Annotated in this window: 31 protein-coding genes; 26 read left to right on the top strand and 5 right to left on the bottom strand. The window is 60.6% G+C overall.

The window, feature by feature from the left end; all coding sequences use genetic code 11:
• Complete coding sequence (locus P0Y65_05650) at positions 1-1,257, top strand: DUF2312 domain-containing protein (protein ID WEK05739.1); 1,257 nt, start codon at positions 1-3, stop codon at positions 1,255-1,257.
• On the top strand, positions 1,257-1,421 hold the full coding sequence (locus P0Y65_05655) for a hypothetical protein (GenBank protein WEK05740.1): 165 nt from the start codon (positions 1,257-1,259) through the stop codon (positions 1,419-1,421). The genes P0Y65_05650 and P0Y65_05655 overlap by 1 nt, the downstream gene beginning before the upstream one ends.
• Positions 1,422-1,423: 2 nt before the next feature.
• Here the strand turns inward: P0Y65_05655 and P0Y65_05660 are convergent, their stop codons facing one another.
• Positions 1,424-1,732, bottom strand: coding sequence for a hypothetical protein (locus P0Y65_05660; GenBank protein WEK05741.1), 309 nt, complete (start codon positions 1,730-1,732; stop codon positions 1,424-1,426).
• A gap of 103 nt (positions 1,733-1,835) precedes the next feature.
• Here P0Y65_05660 and P0Y65_05665 point away from each other — a divergent pair, with 103 nt between their 5' ends.
• From P0Y65_05665 to P0Y65_05725, 13 genes are all read left to right on the top strand, one after another.
• Complete coding sequence (locus P0Y65_05665; GenBank protein WEK05742.1) at positions 1,836-2,225, top strand: hypothetical protein; 390 nt, start codon at positions 1,836-1,838, stop codon at positions 2,223-2,225.
• A gap of 219 nt (positions 2,226-2,444) precedes the next feature.
• Positions 2,445-2,639: a hypothetical protein gene (locus P0Y65_05670; protein WEK05743.1), complete on the top strand. Its 195-nt coding sequence runs from the start codon at positions 2,445-2,447 to the stop codon at positions 2,637-2,639.
• A gap of 2 nt (positions 2,640-2,641) precedes the next feature.
• Positions 2,642-2,830 carry a hypothetical protein gene (locus tag P0Y65_05675; protein WEK05744.1) on the top strand — a complete coding sequence of 63 codons (189 nt, stop codon included), beginning with the start codon at positions 2,642-2,644 and terminating at the stop codon, positions 2,828-2,830.
• 2 nt (positions 2,831-2,832) lie between these two features.
• On the top strand, positions 2,833-3,018 hold the full coding sequence (locus P0Y65_05680; GenBank protein ID WEK05745.1) for a hypothetical protein: 186 nt from the start codon (positions 2,833-2,835) through the stop codon (positions 3,016-3,018).
• Entirely contained in the window at positions 3,015-3,692 is a 678-nt protein-coding gene (locus P0Y65_05685; GenBank protein ID WEK05746.1) for a hypothetical protein, read from the top strand. The genes P0Y65_05680 and P0Y65_05685 overlap by 4 nt, the downstream gene beginning before the upstream one ends.
• Complete coding sequence (locus P0Y65_05690; GenBank protein ID WEK05747.1) at positions 3,689-4,021, top strand: helix-turn-helix domain-containing protein; 333 nt, start codon at positions 3,689-3,691, stop codon at positions 4,019-4,021. Before P0Y65_05685 ends, P0Y65_05690 begins: the two co-directional genes overlap by 4 nt.
• Positions 4,014-4,196: a hypothetical protein gene (locus P0Y65_05695; protein ID WEK05748.1), complete on the top strand. Its 183-nt coding sequence runs from the start codon at positions 4,014-4,016 to the stop codon at positions 4,194-4,196. The genes P0Y65_05690 and P0Y65_05695 overlap by 8 nt, the downstream gene beginning before the upstream one ends.
• Positions 4,193-5,548 (top strand): DnaB-like helicase C-terminal domain-containing protein, encoded by a 1,356-nt coding sequence (locus P0Y65_05700; protein WEK05749.1) that lies wholly within the window; start codon positions 4,193-4,195, stop codon positions 5,546-5,548. The genes P0Y65_05695 and P0Y65_05700 overlap by 4 nt, the downstream gene beginning before the upstream one ends.
• On the top strand, positions 5,545-6,366 hold the full coding sequence (locus tag P0Y65_05705; protein ID WEK05750.1) for a DUF1376 domain-containing protein: 822 nt from the start codon (positions 5,545-5,547) through the stop codon (positions 6,364-6,366). The genes P0Y65_05700 and P0Y65_05705 overlap by 4 nt, the downstream gene beginning before the upstream one ends.
• Positions 6,363-6,656: a hypothetical protein gene (locus P0Y65_05710; protein WEK05751.1), complete on the top strand. Its 294-nt coding sequence runs from the start codon at positions 6,363-6,365 to the stop codon at positions 6,654-6,656. The genes P0Y65_05705 and P0Y65_05710 overlap by 4 nt, the downstream gene beginning before the upstream one ends.
• Positions 6,657-6,876: 220 nt before the next feature.
• Positions 6,877-7,218 carry a MazG-like family protein gene (locus P0Y65_05715; protein ID WEK05752.1) on the top strand — a complete coding sequence of 114 codons (342 nt, stop codon included), beginning with the start codon at positions 6,877-6,879 and terminating at the stop codon, positions 7,216-7,218.
• A 62-nt stretch (positions 7,219-7,280) separates the two neighbouring features.
• A complete protein-coding gene (locus P0Y65_05720; protein WEK05753.1) occupies positions 7,281-7,838 on the top strand; it encodes a hypothetical protein in 558 nt (185 codons plus the stop codon).
• Positions 7,839-7,967: 129 nt separating this feature from the next.
• Entirely contained in the window at positions 7,968-8,222 is a 255-nt protein-coding gene (locus P0Y65_05725; protein WEK05754.1) for a hypothetical protein, read from the top strand.
• A gap of 93 nt (positions 8,223-8,315) precedes the next feature.
• Here P0Y65_05725 and P0Y65_05730 read toward each other — a convergent pair whose 3' ends face one another.
• Positions 8,316-8,489 carry a hypothetical protein gene (locus P0Y65_05730; protein ID WEK05755.1) on the bottom strand — a complete coding sequence of 58 codons (174 nt, stop codon included), beginning with the start codon at positions 8,487-8,489 and terminating at the stop codon, positions 8,316-8,318.
• A 117-nt stretch (positions 8,490-8,606) separates the two neighbouring features.
• Between P0Y65_05730 and P0Y65_05735 the strand changes: the two genes are divergently transcribed.
• The 11 genes from P0Y65_05735 (at position 8,607) to P0Y65_05785 (ending at position 19,035) form a co-directional block, all read left to right on the top strand.
• Complete coding sequence (locus P0Y65_05735) at positions 8,607-8,855, top strand: HNH endonuclease (protein ID WEK05756.1); 249 nt, start codon at positions 8,607-8,609, stop codon at positions 8,853-8,855.
• 313 nt (positions 8,856-9,168) lie between these two features.
• Positions 9,169-9,732, top strand: coding sequence for a hypothetical protein (locus P0Y65_05740; GenBank protein ID WEK05757.1), 564 nt, complete (start codon positions 9,169-9,171; stop codon positions 9,730-9,732).
• Entirely contained in the window at positions 9,733-11,493 is a 1,761-nt protein-coding gene (locus P0Y65_05745; protein ID WEK05758.1) for a terminase large subunit, read from the top strand.
• 15 nt (positions 11,494-11,508) lie between these two features.
• The gene (locus P0Y65_05750; GenBank protein ID WEK05759.1) at positions 11,509-13,440 is read left to right on the top strand and encodes a phage major capsid protein; all 1,932 of its coding nucleotides are present in this window, start codon (positions 11,509-11,511) and stop codon (positions 13,438-13,440) included.
• 71 nt (positions 13,441-13,511) lie between these two features.
• Complete coding sequence (locus tag P0Y65_05755; protein WEK05760.1) at positions 13,512-13,760, top strand: hypothetical protein; 249 nt, start codon at positions 13,512-13,514, stop codon at positions 13,758-13,760.
• 5 nt (positions 13,761-13,765) lie between these two features.
• Positions 13,766-15,160 (top strand): phage portal protein, encoded by a 1,395-nt coding sequence (locus P0Y65_05760; protein WEK05761.1) that lies wholly within the window; start codon positions 13,766-13,768, stop codon positions 15,158-15,160.
• Between the two features lie 809 nt (positions 15,161-15,969).
• Positions 15,970-17,178: a hypothetical protein gene (locus P0Y65_05765; protein WEK05762.1), complete on the top strand. Its 1,209-nt coding sequence runs from the start codon at positions 15,970-15,972 to the stop codon at positions 17,176-17,178.
• Positions 17,171-17,776 (top strand): head-tail connector protein, encoded by a 606-nt coding sequence (locus tag P0Y65_05770; protein WEK05763.1) that lies wholly within the window; start codon positions 17,171-17,173, stop codon positions 17,774-17,776. The genes P0Y65_05765 and P0Y65_05770 overlap by 8 nt, the downstream gene beginning before the upstream one ends.
• Positions 17,776-17,979, top strand: a complete 204-nt coding sequence (locus tag P0Y65_05775; protein ID WEK05764.1) for a hypothetical protein — start codon at positions 17,776-17,778, stop codon at positions 17,977-17,979. The genes P0Y65_05770 and P0Y65_05775 overlap by 1 nt, the downstream gene beginning before the upstream one ends.
• Positions 17,979-18,347 (top strand): head-tail adaptor protein, encoded by a 369-nt coding sequence (locus P0Y65_05780; protein ID WEK05765.1) that lies wholly within the window; start codon positions 17,979-17,981, stop codon positions 18,345-18,347. Before P0Y65_05775 ends, P0Y65_05780 begins: the two co-directional genes overlap by 1 nt.
• Before the next feature lie 76 nt (positions 18,348-18,423).
• Positions 18,424-19,035 (top strand): hypothetical protein, encoded by a 612-nt coding sequence (locus P0Y65_05785; GenBank protein WEK05766.1) that lies wholly within the window; start codon positions 18,424-18,426, stop codon positions 19,033-19,035.
• Between the two features lie 111 nt (positions 19,036-19,146).
• Here P0Y65_05785 and P0Y65_05790 read toward each other — a convergent pair whose 3' ends face one another.
• Genes P0Y65_05790 through P0Y65_05800 form a run of 3 tightly spaced genes read right to left on the bottom strand, consistent with a single transcriptional unit; the run spans position 19,147 to position 20,014 of the window.
• On the bottom strand, positions 19,147-19,365 hold the full coding sequence (locus tag P0Y65_05790; protein ID WEK05767.1) for a hypothetical protein: 219 nt from the start codon (positions 19,363-19,365) through the stop codon (positions 19,147-19,149).
• Positions 19,362-19,676: a hypothetical protein gene (locus P0Y65_05795; protein WEK05768.1), complete on the bottom strand. Its 315-nt coding sequence runs from the start codon at positions 19,674-19,676 to the stop codon at positions 19,362-19,364. The genes P0Y65_05790 and P0Y65_05795 overlap by 4 nt, the downstream gene beginning before the upstream one ends.
• Complete coding sequence (locus P0Y65_05800; protein WEK05769.1) at positions 19,673-20,014, bottom strand: Arc family DNA-binding protein; 342 nt, start codon at positions 20,012-20,014, stop codon at positions 19,673-19,675. The genes P0Y65_05795 and P0Y65_05800 overlap by 4 nt, the downstream gene beginning before the upstream one ends.
• Positions 20,015-20,214: the final 200 nt, after the last annotated feature.

A 20,214-nucleotide genomic window follows, 5' to 3' on the forward strand; every position in this document is an offset into this window, starting at 1 on the left:
ATGGCTGATGACAGTGTAGCTGACGACATCCTCCGAAACGGCTTTGACCGGTGGCAGCGCCTTGAAGGCGAGAAGCAAGCCATCAGCGACGACCTGAAGGAGCTCTTCTCCGAGCTGAAAAATCAGGGCTTTGATGGTAAGGCACTGCGCGCTGCTTTCCGTGATGTCGCCAAGGTCGATGACGCCGATGTGCAAGAGCACAACGCGGTGGTCGATCTCTATGTGAACAGCCTTCTTCGCGGGCGTGGTGCCAAGGTTGGCACGGTTCCTGCTACGCGCAGCCGCGCAGCGCGGGAGACGGAAAACGAAGATCGCAATGACGCTCTGGCCGCGCTCCGCGCCAATCCGGCCATGTCGATCGTCGACCCCACCCATCTCAAGAACAAGAGCAATTTGCAGAATATGCAAAGTGCTCAGACTATCCCTGCTGCTGCCGAAGCCCAGCGTTCCACGCCGGTTGATGATGTAGGCAGCAGCGGGGAGGCCCCAATCCAGTCTGCTCCCCAGGCTGGCAGCGACCTGACCCAAGCCCCTGCTTACGATCAGAGTCAGGTCGCAACCCAATTCGAAGCCAACAGTCCGGCTTCGAACGAAGCGCCCATGGAAGTATACGGGGCCAGTGTGGAGGGCGCGACGGCCCCTCTCAGCGAGTCTGGCGACATTCTTCCCGGCGGGGCACTGCCTGAGACGCTCGACGGAGCCGATCAGCCTCCCGCCGAAATAAATCAGCCGGAAACGGCGAACGACGACCGGAGCTGCGTATCGGTCCTGGGCGGCTTGGCCCAAAGTTTGCAGCAACAAGCGACCCGAGAGGGAGAGGCGGCTAGGCCCTTGCCGCCAACCGTTTACGCAGAGCCAGGCGTCATAGTCTGGGAAACCACTCCGCCTGAAGGCGTAGAGCGTGGCGCTATCTCCAAGGCCTTCGGGACCATGGGCCAGGACCTGACAGTCATTGCCGATGATCTGGAGAAGGCCAACGCCGCTCCGATCGTCAAGAAGGGCAAGGTCATCCTCGATGGCTGGGCCCGGTACATGGCGGTGCGCAACATGACCGAGCTCGACGGATCGCCGGTGGCCTATCCCGTCGTCCAGTACGACGGCAGCGATATCCTGACCGACATCATCAAGCTCAACGTCGAAGGCCGCATCCTCACCGACGACCAGAAGCGGAAGATCGCTGCCAACCTCGCCCGCCAGGAGCCCAGCCGCAAGGACGACATCTACCGCGCATTCGAACTTTGGATGGAGCCTGTCTGATGAAGCCGCTTTACCGTGATGCTCGTGGTCATCGTCCCGGCGCGTACGACTTTTCGCCACCCGGCCTTTGGCTGATGGCTGCTGCAATTGGCTCATGGCTGATTGTCTGGTCCGCGTGGGAATTCATGCAGGCGGCTGCTCGTGCGGCTTCGGGGCTGATCTGATGTCAGCGAAGCCCGCCATCAATTATCGCCAAGAAGGGCATCGCTCGAACGATGCGCACCCTCGGCTTACGAACCGGGCGCTCCTCCCCGCCCGCGGGCGAATGATCTTCGATTTCTGCCCCGTCATCGAGCAGGTCGTTCGCCCATCTCATCCAATCGACGCCGGCTTGGACAGTCGTCGTCGCAACTCGCGGGTCGGCGTGGCCGCCCGCCCTTTTCATCTCGCACGGATTGCCGGTTCCCGCCGTCTTTCCGCGCATACCCTGCCGGCCCAGCAATGCTCTCAATTCGTCGCTGACCGGTCGATCCATCTCAATCACGTCCTTTCCAATCCGTCCTCTCGTGCTGGTTCAAAGAATGCCAGCAAGCGAGGACAAATAATTGGGAATTTGGGACAAGTCGGAGCCGCGTGAAATGACCGCTGTTCTTGCCGATGACCTTCGTGCGTTCGCGGGCCGTAAGTGGCCGGCAATGAACCACAAATGGCGGAAGGCCCGCCTGGCGTCGCTGCTGGGGCTGTCTGATCGCCGCATCAAATCCATCTACGAAGCCGAGCAGACAGCCCGTCTGCGAGCGGACGAGAAAGCCAAAATCACAGCCCTCATCGGGCAGAAGGAGGAGGCCAATGCAGACGCAGATCGGGCCGTTGCGGAACGCCTTGCTGAGCTGGAGGCACAGGTTGCCTTCCTGGTCTCGGCGCTGGCTCGCGAAACGCTGGCGGCAGAGGGCAGGGAAACAGGCGGAGCACTGCGGCGCCGTGCTGGCGAAAGCCCAAGCCCTGCGCGTCGCCGCGAGGATGCTTGAGGACGATGAGGAATGAAGCAGCGAACGGAGCCGAAGGCAGCGCAGTGTGAGGGCAAGAAGCCCTACTCCTCCTGGCGCGAAGCCCGACTGCAGCAGTCACACTCCGAACGCCTCCAAATCTACCGCTGCCCGCACTGCGGACAGTTCCACCTAGGAAACAAGCCGAAGGGGCAGGGGCGTCCTAAGCCTCCTCCGCCGGCGATCGAACTGGAGTTCTGAATGTATCTCGATTTCGACATGTCAGTCTGGTCGTGGCCGCAGTGGACGTTTGCGATCATCTACGTTTTCAGCGTGGTCAGCGCAGCTTTCCTCCACGGTGACCGGCGCACTGGCCATCACAGCTTTCCTGTCTCCATCACGATGGCTGCGCTGGGCGTGTTCGTCTTGACGGCTGGCGGCTTCTTCGGGTCCTGACCATGACCTACCGCATCAAGAACCCCGGCGTCGGAACTGACTTCAAGGGAATGAAGCAGATCTCTGTTGGCTTCGACCCTGAGACATTTGCCCAGGTCCGCAGCATTGCCGTGAGCGAAGGATGCTCGATGGCAGAGGCTATCCGGACGCTGGTTGAATTCGGCCTGCTCGATATGGCGGAGGCAGCATAGCCATGGGTCTCAAGATCGAAACCATGCCCGAACTCACCAGTCACCACGCTCCACGTAAGGGCGAGACCGGTGCGAAAATCCTTGCCGAACATCGCAGGGCAGAAACTCTGTCCGCTCTGGTCAAGGCTGTGAAGTCGGATCGGCGCCCTGTCGCCTACTGGCTCGATATGATCGCGGGGCGGGCATGACTGCAGCATCTGCACGCGGCCTATTCCGCGCTACCGGCAAGAAGAGCAAGCCTGTCGTCGTCCAGATGCTGGATGGTTCTCTGGCCAAGTCCGATGAGGGACTGGAGCGTGAGGCTAACGACTTCTATCCGACCCCGCCCGAGCCGACGCGAGCGCTGCTCCATGCCGAGATCAATCGGCTGCGAGATTTCCCTCTCGTCTGGGAGCCCGCCTGTGGTGACGGAGCAATGGTGCGCGAGATGGAGGCGCTGGGGCTAGCCGTCGTTCGCAGCGACTTGGTCGACCGCGGCTGCGGTGCCGACATCACGGACTTCTACGAGTTTACGTCCGGCCCAAAGGCTATCGTCACCAACCCCCCGTTCTCAGAATGCGGATGGGGCAACGGCAAGGCTCGTTGGCTGAAGCATGCTCTCGATGTCCTCGAAGTCGATTACATGGCCCTGCTGATGAACTGGGGCTGGCCTGGCGCCGGCGGCCTCGCGCCCTTCTACGCCGCCCATCCGCCGGCGCGCGTCTACCTGATGCGCTGGAAGATCGATTTCACCGGGCAGGGCGCTCCGCCAATGCTCAACGCCTGGTTCGTCTGGGACAAGAAGCACCAGGGCGAGACCGTCCTGCGCATGCTCGACCGAAAAGACGCCCGGCAGCACGAACTGTTCGGAGCATCAGCATGAAGTACCTCCCCGAGGAACATTTCCTCCCCCACCACAAGGCAGTGAACATGCTGGCGCAGCCGTCTTGGCGGTTCCTGCTGTCGCTGGTGGCGCTCAAGCATGGCGTGATGCAGCGGGACATCCTCGGCCATTGCCGCAGTCGGCACCTCATCGCTGCCCGCCACGAGGCCATGGCGCTGACCTTCGAGCATACCCAGGCCAACAAGATGAACATCGGTCTGCACTTTACGCGCGACCACACCACGGTCATTCACGCCCTACGCAAGCTCGGCCGAGTTCGGAAGCTGGTGGAACTTGGCTCGCAGCCGAAAGACGACAGCCATGGGTGAGATTGTTTTCCTCGACGTCGTGCAGCGCAAGAAGAGCGAGAACCTGCAGACCCTGTGGGATGCCTATGTGGAAGCTCGCGCGCGGTGCGAGAAGTCACTCTCCATGGAGGATGGCATGGCCGCTGGCCGCGCCTGGGCGGCATGGCTCGACGCCTTCCGGGCGGTGTATCCATGAACGCGCCCGCAACCTTTGTTCCGCTTCAGGAAGTCGACGTCGAGCTGACGCTGCTTGGCACGCTGCTGGAGAATGACGGTGCGCTCGAGCATGCTACTGGCTTGGTCAAGCCAGAGTGGTTCAGCGAGCCGATCTTGCGCTTCATCTTCGAGAAGGGTGTCGAGCTGGTCGAGGCTGGGCATAAGCCGAGCGCAACCGTGATGATCGCGACGATGCCGACAGAAATCGCCGGCGTGACACGCGGCGCATTCTATGCCCGCCTGGTGGCCGCCGCGTTGCCTGTGCGCATGGTCGGTGGTCTGCTGCAGACGCTCAAGGATCGCTGGCTGCGCCGGACGCTTACCGAAATGGGTCATCTGGCAGTCGAACAGTCGAAGCTCCAGCATGCTGACCCCTATGAGGTGGCTAGCAACTGCCTCAGCGAGCTCGACGTCGTCATGGAAGTGCAGGCCGAGAAGAGCGGCGCCAGTCTGGGCGAAGCCGGCCGCCAGTATTTCGAAGACATCCGAAACCCTGACCTGCTCAAGGGCGACACGACTGGGCTGCGCGTTCTCGACGACAAGCTCAATGGATATCGTCGTGGACAGCTCTATGTGGTCGCTGGTCGGCCCGGCATGGGCAAGTCCGCCTTCATGTGCTCCTCGGCCCGCTGCACGGCCCTGAGCGGCGTAGGCGTAGCGATCTTCTCGCTGGAGATGACCCGGCAGGAAATCTTCGCCCGCATGGCCGCCGATGAGATGAACGTGGCGAAGGCGCCCGGCTTCGGCGACCTCCTGCGCGGCAACTGGAAAGGCATGGATGACCAGATCGGCGAGGCATACGAGCGCCTGCATAAGGTGCCGATGCATATCGACGACAGCGCCCGCCTGACCTTCGCAGAGATTGCCGCCAAGGCCCGCCGGCTGAAGTCCGAGATGGAAAGCCAGGGCGTTCGCCTCGGCGTCATCTGGATAGACCATATGGGCCTTGTGACGCCTTCGAACCGCTACGCCGGCAATAAGGTAGCTGAAGCAGGCGAAGTGTCGGGCAGGGCGCGTGCGCTGGCCAAAGAACTCGACTGCTGCGTCGTGCTTCTCTGTCAGTTGTCGCGCGAGGTCGAGAAGCGCGACGACAAGCGTCCGATCATGTCCGACCTGCGATGGTCAGGCGAAATCGAGCAGGACGCCCATGTGATCGGGTTTCTGTACCGCGAGGAATACTACCTCGCTCAGAATGCCGATGCCGACCCCATGGCTCTGATCGATGCCAGATGGTCCATCGAATTCCTTATCCGCAAGAACCGCAGCGGTGACACGGCAGACTGCAAGCTGTGGTGCTCGATCGCTCACTCCAGCATCAGGGACAACCTATGACTGACATGCCCTGGGTCCGCTTTTTCCCATCTGACTGGCTGGCCGGCACGCGCGGCATGAGCGCGGCCGAAACCGGAATCTATATCACGCTGGTCGCGACGATGTACGAGCGTCGCGAACCAATCCCGGAGGACCACTCTCGGCTTGCTCGGCTGTGTGGCGCCCCAGTTGCGACGTTCAAACGCACTCTCGAAACGCTGATCGACGAGGGCAAGATCAGTCGCACCGAAGCAGGACTATGGAACAAAAGGGTCGGAGAGGAGAGCGAATATCGCACCGAAAAATCAGAGGCAGCCGTAAATGCAGCCACTGCCAGATGGTCAAAAAAGAGCAACAAAAACAAGGCCTCGACCTATGCGGATGCAATGCAGGCGCAAAGCGACAGCAATGCTATCCAGAAGCCAGAAGCCAGAAGCCAGATAGCTGCTGCGCAGCAAGACGCGCCCAAGTTCTTGTATGACCAGCTTCTCGACGCTGCCTCGTCTCGTGGCAACTGCCATCAGGCCTTGGCGATGGGTATTCAGCCGATCGTCGACCTCCTGGCCAAGGGCTACGATCTCGATGCGGATGTTCTGCCGGTCATCCGGGAAAAGGCCGATCCGTCACGCCGCAGTTGGTCGTATTTCGTCACCATCATCGTTCAGCGCCAGGCCGAGAAGCAGGCCATCCCTGCCAAGCCGCAGCAGCCGAACATCGATTGGAACGCGCGTCTGAACGCATATCGCGATCAGGGACTCTGGCCGCACGGCTGGGGCCCCAAGCCTGGCGAGCCTGGCTGTCGAGCTCCGTCTGAGATTGTCGAAAGGCACGCAGCATGAAGGTGGGATCTCGACCATGGACTGAAGCCGACTGCCTGCAGTTGGAGAAGCTGATCAAGGAAGGCCTGTCCTATGACGAAATCTCCGAGATAATCGGCCGAAGCCCGCTGTCGGTAGCTGGAAAGGCCAACAACATGGGCTTGGCCAAGTTCAAAGGCGGTGAGGGTGCCAAGGCGTTCGAGGCAGCGAAATCGCTGATCCCGACTGTCAGCGTTCACCAGAGCACCTTTGCCCGGTGGATGGGCGATCCCCCTCCAGGCCGCAGCGCCCTCGACCAGAGGCGCCAGTGAAGGTCTCCCTATCCGATCAATTGAAGGAGGCCATACGGCACCGGGACAACCTCCAGCGACTCATCGATGAAGGCGTGCAGCTACCGGACCCGGAGGACCACCTCAGAAGGCTCCACAAGGCGGAGGGCATCGTTCTGACGATCACCTTCAACCAAACATACGAAGCAGGTTTCAGAGAGTTCATGCGGCAGCGCAGGACCAGCAACGAAGGCGAAAGCTAATGAAGACGATCCCAGTGACCATCGAAGAGCTGCAGGCGGCCCATATCGAGCGGCAGGAGGAATGGTGCCCTGATCAGAAGCCCGACCTGTCGTTCCGCGGCAATGAAATGGCTGGCGAGGTCGGCGAGGCCTGCAATGTCATCAAGAAGCTGGAGCGCGAGCGGCAGGGCTGGCGCGGCTCGCGCGACACCGTCGAGCACCTGGGCGAGGAACTGGCCGATGTCGTGCACACGGCGATCCTCGTCGCGATCACGGCCGGCATCGATCTCGGGCCGCTCGTCGTCAAGAAGTTCAACGACACCAGCGAAAAGAACGGCCTGGGCACTCGGCTGCCGGCCTAATCCAACCAGAACCACCAACGAAGAGGGAAAGAATGGCTAAGGGCAGACCACGTAAGGCCGGAGTGAAGCGCACCAAGTCAGGAGCGATCAGCAGGGCCGCCGGCGCCTACAACGAGAATGCAGATGCGATTGCGCTGCGCATGCGCGTCTTCGGTCTGTCGGAGAAGGACGCTCGGGATCAGAAGGCAGCGACGTTCATCGGCCGCCTGTGCATGGCTGGGCGCCGCAACACGACCGACGGAATCACCGAGGCTCAGTATGAGGCTGCAACCGAATACCTGGCCGCCTACGCCAATTTCCAGAAGGCTGTGAAGTCGCCGAACGCGCTTCGCACCGGATCAGGTGGTGGTGACCAAGGCGAGAGTGCTGACTACGATTCCCGCTGCCGGCGCTGGGTCCAGAAGTTCGAGGCCATCCAGGCGGCAGTGCAGCAGGAGCAGGGCTTTCACGAGAACCGCGGCTCGAACATGTGGGCAGCAATTGACTATCTGCTGATCCGCGATGAGCAGCACTCGCACATGATCGGCGATCTTCGCCTAGCCCTCAATGCCGTCGGTCACCACCTGGGCATTATCCAGCGGCCGAAGCGTCGAATTGTTGAAAGCGCAAAGGCCGCTTGACGAACGTCGCAAATCAGCGTTTTGTGCAGTTAATGCGACGTTGATACAATCGTATCAAGCGACAGCCGCCCCGGAAACGAGGCGGCTTTTTTGTTGCCCGCAGATCACCCAACATCGAAAGGACTGCCCATGCGCTACTTCATGCGCCTGTTTGCTGTTGTCCTCGCCGCCTTCGCGCTGCCCTTCGTGGCACTCGCCCGCGCCGTGGAATCCTATGTCCTGCCCAAGCTCGATCATCGTGACAGCCTGGCTCTCGACCGTGCCGCCCATGTCATCGACACCGGCCACCCCATGCGGGTGCGCGCCAAGGCTTTTGTTGATCGTCTGCTGAACCATGACCTCTATGTCGCCGGCCACTTCGACCCCGGCCGAATGCCGGCCTAGCCACATAGATTTATCTCGGTCGGGCGCTTAGGTGCTCGGCCTGTTCTCCCAACTTGTGCAAGATGTGCACAGGTTCGATGAGCGGGCGAAAGTTCAGCGTCCCAAGCCCAAGCGCTTGGATTCTCTAGCTGCAACATCTGCTGCTTGTGCAGCAGTGGAGAATGGCCCCAGCTTCTTCCGTTCCCCGTCTTCATAGACATGAACGAAGTGTTGGCCGTTCACCACGCCGAGGCTAACGGATGGCGGCATCTTGTTGTCGTCGGACATAGGTCACTCCTCCTGATGCCCAAGCTTACCACTCTCAAGCCCAGGCTGAGCAAGCTGGCTCCTCGGCTATCCACAATGCGAGACGTGAGGGACACCAGGTACAGCCCAGACGCAACAGTGCGCGGCTGGTACCATTCGGCTCGATGGCAGAAGCTTCGGCAGGCTGTCCTCGAGCGTGACCTCTACACCTGCCAGCACACTGGCGTGATCCTCACCGGCAAGGCGCCGGCACAGACCAGCCCTGTCGTCCACCACAAGATTCCGCACAAGGGCGATGAGCAGCTGTTCTGGGACATCAACAACCTCGAAGCCGTGTCGAAGGAATGGCACGACAGCGAGGCGCAGGCCATGGAGCGGAGAGCATGACACCCGAGCTGCTTCGCCTCCTGATCACAGCGGCTGTTGCCGGTGCATGTATCGGTGCCGCGCCCTTGCTGATCCTCATCATCTGGAACGGTGGCTACAGCCGCGTGCCGACGCCTCCGCTTCCACCCCGGCGCGATATCTGTCGACCGACCACGGCGCAGGGTGATGGGCTGCCGCCGCCGCCCCCGAGGAGGTGACCGGGGGGGCGGTCGAAAGTCCCTGAGGGCCGTCGGCTCCGCACCCGCGTCTCCCTCACGCAGAGATTTTTTTGCTGACTGAAAACGAGGGTGCGAACCAAGGCGCGTACTGACCCATGAGTGACAAAAAAAGCGCCATCGACTGGGCAGCTATCGAGGCCGAATATCGGGCCGGAAAGCAGAGTATCCGGGCGATTGCGAAGTGGTACAAAATCTCAGATGCCGCGATCCGCAAGCAGGCCAAAAAGCACGGCTGGACGGTTGCGAACCAGAAGCAAAGTTCGCAGGTAACGCCGGGTGCGAACCATCCTGCCGAAAGCGCGGCGCCGGCAGAGGTCACGAAGGTCGAAGAGGTCATCAGCCGCGGCCGCAATATCGCCGACCGTCTGCTCGATGAGCTCGGCGCCGAAACGCTTCACATGGGCGAGATGGAGGTCATCATTCAGATGAATGAGACCGATCCTGACCGCATCAATGCAATCAAGCAGGCAGTGAGCCTGCCGACCCGGGCAAAGACGCTTCAGACGATCGCGCTGGCGCTCAAGACCATGGGCGAGACGGCAACCGACACAGCCAAGGGGAAGAAGGCTTCCCGCCAGGCAAACGCGGAAGCGGCGCGCGCCCCAGGTGGAAAATTCGCGCCGCGGGCCGCGCCGCGCATGGTGGTGGACAACACATAAATGCCAAAGTGGAGCACGGCTTGTCCTGACTGGGAGCAAAGGATAGTCGACCGAAAGTCGCTGATACCGTTCAAGCCACTCTATCAGAGCGAGGCTGATCACGCGCTGGAGGTCTTCAAGTCGCTACGGGTGGTTGATCTGCCAGGCCAGCCGACGTTCGGCGAGGTCGGTGATCAGTTCATCTTCGACTTCGTCTCCGCAATTTTTGGCGCCAACGATCCGGACACGGGCAGGCAACTGATCACGGAATTCTTCCTGTTGATCAGCAAAAAGAACTCAAAGTCGACGGTCGCGGCCGGCATCATGCTGACCGCACTGATTGTGAACTGGCGGGCTGAGGAGGAAATTCTCATCCTCGCCCCGACGATTGAAGTCGCGAAGAACGCCTATAAGCCTGCATCTGCGATGGTCCGTGCAGATCCCGAGCTTGACGCAAATGCCGGCGAGAATGGTTTCCTGCATGTCCAGGATCACATTCGAACCATCACCGATCTGAACAATAAGGCCGCTTTGAAGGTGGTGGCCGCTGATACCGATACGGTTTCCGGCAAAAAGTCGGGCCGCATCTTCATCGACGAGCTTTGGGTATTCGGAAAGCGACCCAATGCTGACGCTATGCTGCGTGAGGCGACGGGTGGTCTGGTCTCAAGGCCGGAAGGCTTCGTCATCTACGCCTCGACGCAGAGCGATGAACCGCCGGCCGGCGTCTTCAAGTCAAAGCTGGACTATGCGCGCCAGGTGCGCGACGGCGAAGTGGTCGACCCGCAGTTCCTGCCGGTGCTCTATGAGTTTCCGGAGGCGATGCTCAAGGCCAAGGCCTACGAGGAGCCGGAGAATTTCTATGTGACCAACCCGAATTTGGGTCGGTCAGTCAGCCAGCAGTGGCTGGAACGCGAGTTCATCAAGGAGAAAACGGGCGAGGGCAGTGGCCTTCAGACCTTCTTGGCCAAGCATCTCAATGTCGAAATCGGCATCAACCTGCGGGCGAACCGCTGGCCTGGCGCCGACCATTGGGAAGCCGCGAAGGACGAAGAGCTCGGCGCTCTGTCCCACTATGAGGCTCTGGACCGGATACTCGAGCGCAGTGAAGTCGCCGTGGTCGGTATCGACGGCGGCGGCCTCGACGATCTCTTTGGCCTGACCGTTCTCGGCCGAGAACCGGCAGAGATCGAGGTTGAATTCGAGATTGACGGTGTGAAGTCCAAGCGGCGCATGAAGCGTTGGCTTTCTTGGTCGCACGCCTGGTGCCACAAGGGCTTGTTCAAGCTGCGTCCGAAGCTGGTCACTAGGCTCGAAACGCTTCAAGCGGCGCGGGAATTGACCGTGCTCGACGATCCGCTCGGCGATGTCGCAACGATCATCGAGCACATCACTCGGATCAAGGACATGGGTTTGCTCGGCGGGGTCGCGGTTGACGCCTCCGGCTTGGGCGAAATGGAAGATGCCCTCGACGAAATCGAGGTCACTCAAGAGGCTGGCTTGCTCGTCGCAGCGCCCCAAGGCGGTTGGATGATGAGCAGCATCAAGGGCGCCGAGCGCCGGCTGGCTTCTGGCCTGCTGAAGCATTGCGGCGGCCCGCTGATGAACTGGTGTGTGCCGAACCTGAAGATTGAGCCGACGGCAACGGGCATTCGAGCGACTAAGCAAACCGCCGGCGATGCCAAGATCGATCCGGCAATGGCGATGTTCAATGCCGTGACGCTGATGGCCCGCAACCCGGCCGCGAAAGCACAACTCGAAGTCGCAGCAATGCTCGGCTGAGCAGGAGAAATCTAAATGGAAGCGATCTTCAAGACGCTCGCCGCCAAGGGCGACGGGCTGGACTTCGTGCTGTCTGACGCGACCGTCGACCGCTACGGCGACATCATCGATCCCAATGGCTGGGATCTGAAGGCCTTCAAGAAGAACCCCATCGCCCTCTTTGGCCATTCGAACGACTTCCCAATTGGCACCTGGTCAAACCTGCGTGTCGAAGGCGGAAAGCTCATTGGCCGGCTCGTCCTTGCGACGAAGGGCACGAGCGCCCGCATCGACGAACTGATCAATCTGGTCGAGCAGGGCATCCTGCGCGCCGTGTCCGTCGGTTTCATCCCGAAGAAGTGGGAGCCGCTTGATGCCAAAGAACCCTATGCCGGTCAGCGCTACCTGTCCCAGGAGCTGATCGAAACCTCTCTCGTGTCGGTGCCTGCAAACCCGGCTGCGCTGCAGCTGGCGAAGTCCATGCATCTCTCACCCGAAACCATGTCCCTGGCCTTTGGCGAGCATGCCGAAGTGAGGCGGCGGGACGTGTCTACCCCCGGCAAGTCTGCCGCCAAACCTCGTACTCCCACACAGAAAGGCACGGCCATGAGCCCGCTGACCAAGCGCATCGAGGATGCGCAGACCAACTACAACGCCGCCCGCGACGCCTATGAAGCGCATGTCGGTGAAGATGACTACGATCTCGACCAGGCCGAAACCCTCCAGGCGGAAATGGAAGAGCGCTCCGCGCGTCTCGAATCCCTCAAGACCGCCGAACGTTCGCTCGCTTCGCGTACTGTTCCCAATGGTGGCGGCAGCAAGCCCGGCGCGCCGGCAGTGCGCAAGCCGCTCGGCATCAAGGAGCGTGAGCCCAAGGCTGGCGATCTCGTCGTCCGTGCTGCAGTCGTTCAGCTGATCGCCAATGTCACCCAGCGCGACCCGCTGCAGGTCCTGGAAGAGCGGTATCGAGACCACGAAGGCACCAATATCTTCGTCCGTGCCGCCGTCGATCCTGCCAAGACTACCGTTCAGGGTTGGGCCTCCGAGCTGATCGAGACCGAAACCGTCGCGTTCCTCGAAACCCTTCGCGACGTCTCGTTCTATCCCCGCCTGGCTGCCCTCGGCGCGAACCTCCAGTTCGGCGTCGGCCGCGGTCAGATCAAGGTTCCTCGTCGTGCGGCCACGCCGTCGATTAGCGGCTCTTTCGTTGGTGAAGGCGCACCGATCCCGGTCCGCCGGTTCGGCCTGACCTCGCTCACGCTGAGCCCCCACAAGATGGGCGTGATTTCCTATTTCACCAAGGAAGTGGCGAAATACAGCAATCCTCAGATCGAGGGTCTCCTGCGCCAGGAAATCCGTGGCGATACCGCCGAGGCCATCGATACGCTGCTGATCGACAACCAGGCCGGCAGCTCGATCCGTCCTGCTGGTCTGCTGAATGGCGTGTCGGCGCTCACCGCGTCTGCAGCCGGTGGCTGGCTCGCTGTCATGGAAGACATCGAAACCCTTGCCGCGCCGTTCGACACTGCCAAGGCTGGCCGCAGCCTCGTCCTGCTGCTGAACAAGCGTGAAGCTCGTCGCCTTGGCCTGGTCCCGGGGCCTGATGGCAAGCTGGGCGTGCTGCGCGCGATCCTGGAAGAAGCCGGCATCACGCCGATCGCTTCGACCAACGTTCCCGCCGGCCGTCTCATCATGCTGGATGCTGCCGATTTCGCAACGGCCGCCGGCGATCAGCCGGAATTCGACGTCAGCGAAGAAGCAGTCATCCATGCCGAGGACACCTCGCCCCAGCAGATCAGCACTGCCGGTTCGCCGAACGCTGTCGCTGCCCCGGTTATCTCCATGTTCCAGACGGCCAGCGTTGCCCTGCGCATGCTGCTCGATGTGACCTGGGGTATGCGCCGCCCGGGCATGATCCAGTGGATCGACGGCGCCGACTGGTCCTTCACGGTCGACACCACGCCCTGAACCGCTGAGCGGTCAAAAAGTAGGGCAGGGCGGCTTCGCCCTCGCCCCCACTCAAACCTAAGGAAAACGCTATGTCTGATGAGAAAAAGACGAAGCTCCGCGCCGACTACACCGAGCTGTTCGGCAAGGCGCCGTTCAATGGCTGGGATGAAGCCGAGCTTCAGAAGCGTATCGATGCGAAACTGGCCGGCCAGGAACCGGGCAAAGAGCCCGCCGAAACCGATGCCAAGGCGACGGAACCTACCCCTGACCCGTATCCGTCCCAGGCTGACCTGGACAAGATGCGCTCCGGCAACTTCGACAACTACAAGAGCCGCTAAGCGCCATGGCAAACTGGCTCACCCGGACATTCCGAGCCCTTACCGGGAAGTCCGGGGAGGGCGAGAATCGACCCGGCCCTTACATGCTCTCTGATGGATGGCTGTCGGCCAAGGGCGGCAGCATCCTCAACTGGTGGCAGTCTGGCTACTCGCTGAACTCGTATGGCGAGAGCGGTGCGATGGTCGAGGCTTGCGTCTCGGCATATGCGCAGACGGTGGCCATGTGCCCTGGCGCACATTGGGCGCTGGAAAGCAATGGCGGCCGCCGTCGCGTGACCAATTCCGCTTTGTCCCGCATCATCAAGCGCCCCAATGATTACGAGAGCATCTCCGATTTCCTGCTGAACCTGACCGATCGCATGTATCGGAAGGGCGCAGCATACGCTTATGCGGTGCGAAACAATCGCGGTGAAATCACCGAGCTTCACCGCATGCTGGAAGGCAAGCCGCTGATCGCCGAAGATGGCTCGATCTTCTATGCGCTTTCGGGCAATGACATTGCCGAGCGTCGCTATGACCTTAGCTTGCCAGTGCCGGCCCGAGACGTCCTGCATGTTCGCCTGCACACTCCGCGGCACCCGCTGGCCGGTGTGAGCCCGATCCTCGCTGTGGCGCTCGACCTGGCCATGTCCGGGGCGGCGCTGAACCAGCAGGTTCGTTTTTATCTCAACGAGGCGCGTCCCTCGTTCATGCTGGAGACGGATCAGCAGCTGAATGCGGAACAGACTCGAGACTTGCGCGCTCGCTGGAATGAGCAGACGCGCGGCGAAGGTGCTGGCGGCACTCCGATCCTGGCATGGGGCCTCAAGGCCAAGCCGGTGACGACGAATGCCAATGACGGGCGCCTCGCTGACCTGTTGAAGCTGTCCGACCAGAACGTGGCCCTGGCATTCCGCATGCCTCTCCAAATCCTTGGCGTCGGCGGCACCCCATTTGCTTCAACCGAGGCCCTGATGGCGTCTTGGAAGGCAACTGGCCTTGGCTTCGTGCTCAACCACATCGAGGAAAGCATCGGCAACCTATTCGGCTTGAAGGGCATGCCCGATGAGTATCTGGAATTCGACACCGAAGCCTTGCTGCGTTCGTCGTTCAAGGAAATGCTCGAAGCCCTGACGGCCGCCACCGGCAAGGTGATGACCTCGGACGAGGCCCGGTCGAAACTCAACCTTCCGCGGAAGAAAGGCGGCGACGAACTCTACGTCCAGATGCAGGACATCCCGCTCAGCATGGCGGGCAAGCTCCGTGAAGAGCCTGTGGTCCCGCCAGCGCCGACCGACGAACAAGAAGACGAACTGACTGACGATGAGAAGGAAGCCGCCGCGAAGGCATTTCTCTTCGCGGAATTCCGCGAAATCGAGACACAGCTTCTTCTCACAGACCGACGGGTCGGCGGAGCATAGCGATCCTGTGGAACTCGCAATTTTAGTGAACGCTGAAACACCCCATCAAGTCGTCGTTCCGTATGGGGAATACGGAACCGAGGGAGCCCGTGTTGGAGCGCATATATCGAGTGCTTCTTGCAGCGGGCTATTCGCCCCGAGCAGTTGCTTGGCTGCGCAGTATGCACGCTCAGGTGGTGATCGCTCTGGCGATCTGCTCTTGGCTGCTATTGATCGCCGCGGTTTGGATCATTTGGAGCCTGATCTCCTAATGGCCAGCTCCTCGACCGCCCTTTGGTGGCAACATCAAGGGTGCCGAGGATCAAAATAAGTGGGGCTAGAAACACCCACATCGCGGCGATCTGAATATTGCGGATTGTCATGGCGAGCCTCGGACGCGGTACTGGCCGAGATTGCTCAGCAATCTCGTGGGCGTTCCTGGCGCTTTGCCGGGCTCGGGACTTAACTAACACTCTGTGCGGTCCGGTCACACGAGTATCAGGCCTTAACCTTACTACTGAAAATGCGGTGTAAACTCACACCAGAGGCCGCCACGGGAATGACGGCCTCTGGGCCGATGCTTTGGAGGCATCGCACCGGCGCCTCGGGGGCAATGATGGAGCGCCGGCTGTCTTCAATGGTGGGATGCTGAGTAGGTTCCGGGAGCTATGGGGAGCGCCAGTTCGGCGCCTGCCGCTCCCCATGCCAACGGCCCCGCAGCAAGAACGGCTATTGAGCAAATTAGTTTCTGCCCGCGAATTTGGCGGGCTTTCCTGTATCAACCTCACTGAGGCGATCACCGCATGAACCATAGCGACATCGCCGCCCTGATGAAGGGCGCGGCGCCAGTCATTGCCGACCTGTTGGCAAAGGCCGTCCGTCCCCTTTCTGATCGTATCGCTGAGCTCGAGAGCGAGCTGGAAGCTGTTCGGGCAGTTGATCATGCTGCCAGCCTTGCTGAACTGGTCGATGAGGCTGTTCGATCTTTGCCTCCTGCGCAGAAGGGTGATGATGCCGATCCGGCTGAGACCCGGCGCATGGTCAATGAAGCCGTGGCGGCTGCAATTCAGCAGTTGCCGCCCGCTGAGCCCGGCGAGCCAGGCGCCGACGTCGACATGGCCGAAGTGGATCGTATGATCTCGGCGAAGGTCCAGGACGCTGTGAGCGCGTTGCCGCCGGCCGAGCCTGGTCGCTCTGTCAGCGTCGATGACGTGGCGCCAATGCTCCGCGATTTGGTCGAGCAGGCAGTTGGCAATCTTCCGCCGGCCGAGCCCGGGAAAAGCATCGAGCCTGCTGATGTCGAGCCGATGCTCGCACAAATGGTCGAGCGGGCAGTTGTAGCAATCCCTCCGGCCGAGCCTGGGCGGTCGGTCACGGTCGAAGAAATAATGCCGCTGCTACGCGAACTCGTTGAGCAACTGCCGCCGGCAGAGCCGGGCAAGAGTGTTGAACTCACTGATGTCGAGCCTGTGCTCTCACGGATGGTGCAGGAGGCGGTATCGGCCCTTCCTCCTGCCCAGCCTGGCGCGCCCGGCAAGCTCCCGACCGTCAAGGCATGGGAAGATCGTGTCTATTACGAAGGCGAGTGCTGCATCTCGGATGGCTCGACTTTCCAGGCCAACAAGGACACGGGCAGGGCGCCTGGCCACGAAGACTGGACCTGCATTGCCAAGGGTGGGCAGAACGGCTCTGACGGTCGCTCGCTGCGTGTTCGCGGCACCTATGAAGCTGCCGGCGAATATCTGGCGCTTGATCTGGTCGCCCTCAATGGCGGTTCGTTCGTCGCTCGGAAGGATGATCCAGGTCACTGCCCGGGCGAAGGATGGCAGATGGTGGCTGCGCGCGGGAAGCGCGGTGAGCCGGGAGAAAGCGTCAAGGGTGAGCCTGGCAAGACTGTGAAGGGCGATCCGGGCGAGCCGGTGATATCGGCCGAGGTCAGTGACGAAGGTCTGCTGACGCTGGTCAATGGCGACGGCTCTACGATCGAATGCGATCTCTATCCGCTGCTGCGGAAGGTTTCGGGAGCTGGCGATGTATAGCCCGGTTCTCGTCGAGTCTGCGACTGATCTGGCCGTCTCGCTTGATGATGCGAAGATGCATTTGCGCGTCGCCTTTCCTGACGACAACGGCACCGTCCCAGCGACTGAAGAAGATCCGCTGATTGAAGCCTATATCCGCGCCGCAACTGCCCATCTCGACGGACCGACCGGCATTCTCGACCGCTGCTTGCAGGAACAGACCTGGCGCATCGACTTCGATGGCTTTTGCAGCCGTCTCGTATTGCCTCTGTCGCCTGTTGGCGAGATCGGTAGCGTCACCTGGCGCAATGCTGCTGGGCAGCTTTCGACCGTCGACGACGATGAGTATCTGACCGAGGCGGATGATCGAGGCGTCGTCTATCTGCGCTTCCGCAACAGCTACCAGTTCCCGACCGATCTGTATGAGCGGCGCGCTGTCGGCGTCACATTCCAAGCAGGCTATGCCAGCGGAGAAGTGCCGGCGCCACTGAAGGTGGCGATCCTGTTGCTCGTCGGCACATGGTTCGAGAACCGCGAAGCCACCGTCTCCACGGCAGCCAATGAACTCCCCTTCGCCGTGAAGGCCCTTATCTCTCCATTCAGAAGGATGTCTGTCTGATGACCGAACGCTTCAAATTCACCGATGACTTCGACTATCGCCCGACGGCAATGATCACCGTCGCATTCAAAAAGGGCGATGAGGGCGACATCGTCACAGGTGCAGCAGCATCCGGCAAAATTACCAACGCGGTTGTCGATGCTGCCCTTAAAGCCAAGAAGGGTGAAAAGGTCTCCGCCGCAACCAAGCCCGTCAAAGACTGATGGCTGAAAACTTTCGCCGGGCTGCAGCACTTCGAGAGCGTCTCAGCGCTCAGATGCGTGGAAACCAAGACGATGGCTGGGGCCAGCCAGTGCCAGGCGCCGGGCCTTTCGAAGAGCAATTCGAGATCAGCGCAGGCCTGCGACCTCTTCGGGGTAGCGAGGCCGTTTTGGCTGCCAGGCTCGAAGGGCGTCAGCCGTATGTCCTCACAGTCCGAAACACTTCGCAGACACGGCAGATCACGACGTCTTGGCAGTTCGTCGATAAGCGCAACCCGAAGAGAGTGTTTGCAGTGACGTCGCCATTCGCTGATCCAGATGGCCGGAATGCCTGGCTTGAAGGGCTCGTCGTCGAAGGCGGCTTAAGTTGAACCGTTGCTTTGGCGGTTCCATCCAGAGATTACCCGTGCAACCCTGCGGCTCGGTGGACTGAAAGGAAAAGCCGACATGGCTGAAGTGGAACTGAAAGTGCTGTTGGATGATGTCCGTGCGCGTGACGTTGCCTTGTTCAACACCATTGCTGCAAGTGACCGCCAGTCGGTCGCACTGTTTCGAATCTACGTGACGATGATCTTGGCACTCATGTCGGGTATTGCTGCTCTGGTAGCAGCTCCACCCTTCGCTGAACGTCCGTGGCTCGTGAGCGGAGCCATTATCGCAGCGATAGGTCTGGCAGGTGCATGCTGGCTTTGCTTTCGGGCAATTAAGACAGCAAATGTCGGTGCACCAGGCAGGTCAGCTGATTTTTGGCAGTGGGCTACGCGACCTGACGTAACCGAGGAAGCCCTCATCGAGGAATATCTCAAGAAGTCCTTCGAAAGCCAGACGGCCAACCATTTGGTAAACGCCAAATCAGGTTTCGCCATGCGCTGGGCAAAGCGGCTCGGCTTGAGCGCTGTCATTTTGGGTGGGCTAGTCGCCGTGATCGGCGTGACTAATCTTTGGTCCTACGTGGAGACTTATCGTCATTCTCTCGGATCACCCAACGCTCAGGCGGCGGTGGCGGCGGAGGCGGCGGAGGCGGTAGAGGCGGTGGGTTCCGGTCCTGTTGATCCTTAGCCATCACATGCCTCCCTAGCTTCTGCACGTAATCCAAGCAGAACTAGGTAAGGGAGTCGAGTCTCCACCATCCAGTTGCGCGGGGTAAGTTGTCGAACGCGGCCCTCGGCGCTACTTGCTTTCGGCCTTCACCGAAACGACCGTCTGATCAAAGTTTTCACTTACGGTGGCTTCCGATGCCTTGGCATTGGCCTGCTCCGCTAACGCTTTTGCTTGGGCTCTAGCTGTCATAAGCATCTTTCTCGTCTGCCACTGTGACCAGGCGACGGCGGCGAACGAAGCGGCAGTGATAACGATGGGCAAAGCATAGAACAGAATATCAAACGTCACTGTAGGTCTCCCAGCACCATGCGGGCCATGACGTGCAGCGCGATCGCAGCAACGAGCCATACCACAATACCCCAAACCAGTTCGCCTTGTACGAAGGTGGTCCGGGCATTCGCGATGTTGAAGAGATAGGCCGCTACGGGTGTGAGCGTACCGACGGTAAGACATGCCGTGCCAGCTCGATCAATGCCGGATGCCAGCATCTTGGTTTTCTCGTTGTGCACGGTGACTTGTCTCGGCGACAGGAAATTGTCGGCGTCGCCCCCACGCGGGCGGTCTTTGGCGGCTTCAACGAGACGGTCCTCGAGGTTCAATTCGCGTCTTCTTTTGAAGGAGGGTTCTCAAGGTAGCCGTGGCCAATAAGCCAATCCTTCAGGATGCTGTAGACCGCTTCCTGACGCGAGAGTGTTCTGCCTGAGCGGGCGACGTCATGGATGTAAGCGTTCAAATCCAGATCGCGAGAGGCGAAGTACAAATCTTCCAGTGCCTCTGTCGTAGCCTCAAGCCTTTTGAACATCGCGATGATGCCCAAGTCCGATAGATCGAGATATGGCTGGTCGAGGCGCACCAGGATTTCTGCGTTCATACTCCGTCCGTTAGCTTTCGCATCAGCGGCGATTTGATCTCGCATACCGGCGGGCATTCGAAGCATAAACTTATCTGCGAGATCACTCGGAGCGGGAGGTTTTGTTGTCATGCTTACCCGATACTAGCGAATTGACACCTTTTCCATCGTGGCGACTTGACATCATGTCGAGTCGACACCATTCTGTGTTTAGCTATTTTGCTGTCGCAACCGCGAGAAAAAGGAAAGATGTACCCAAGCGACGATATGCCGAAATTGACGCTACG

Origin of the sequence: Candidatus Devosia phytovorans (assembly GCA_029202405.1) — a bacterium.
In the GTDB taxonomy this organism is placed as follows: Bacteria; Pseudomonadota; Alphaproteobacteria; order Rhizobiales; family Devosiaceae; genus Devosia; species Devosia phytovorans.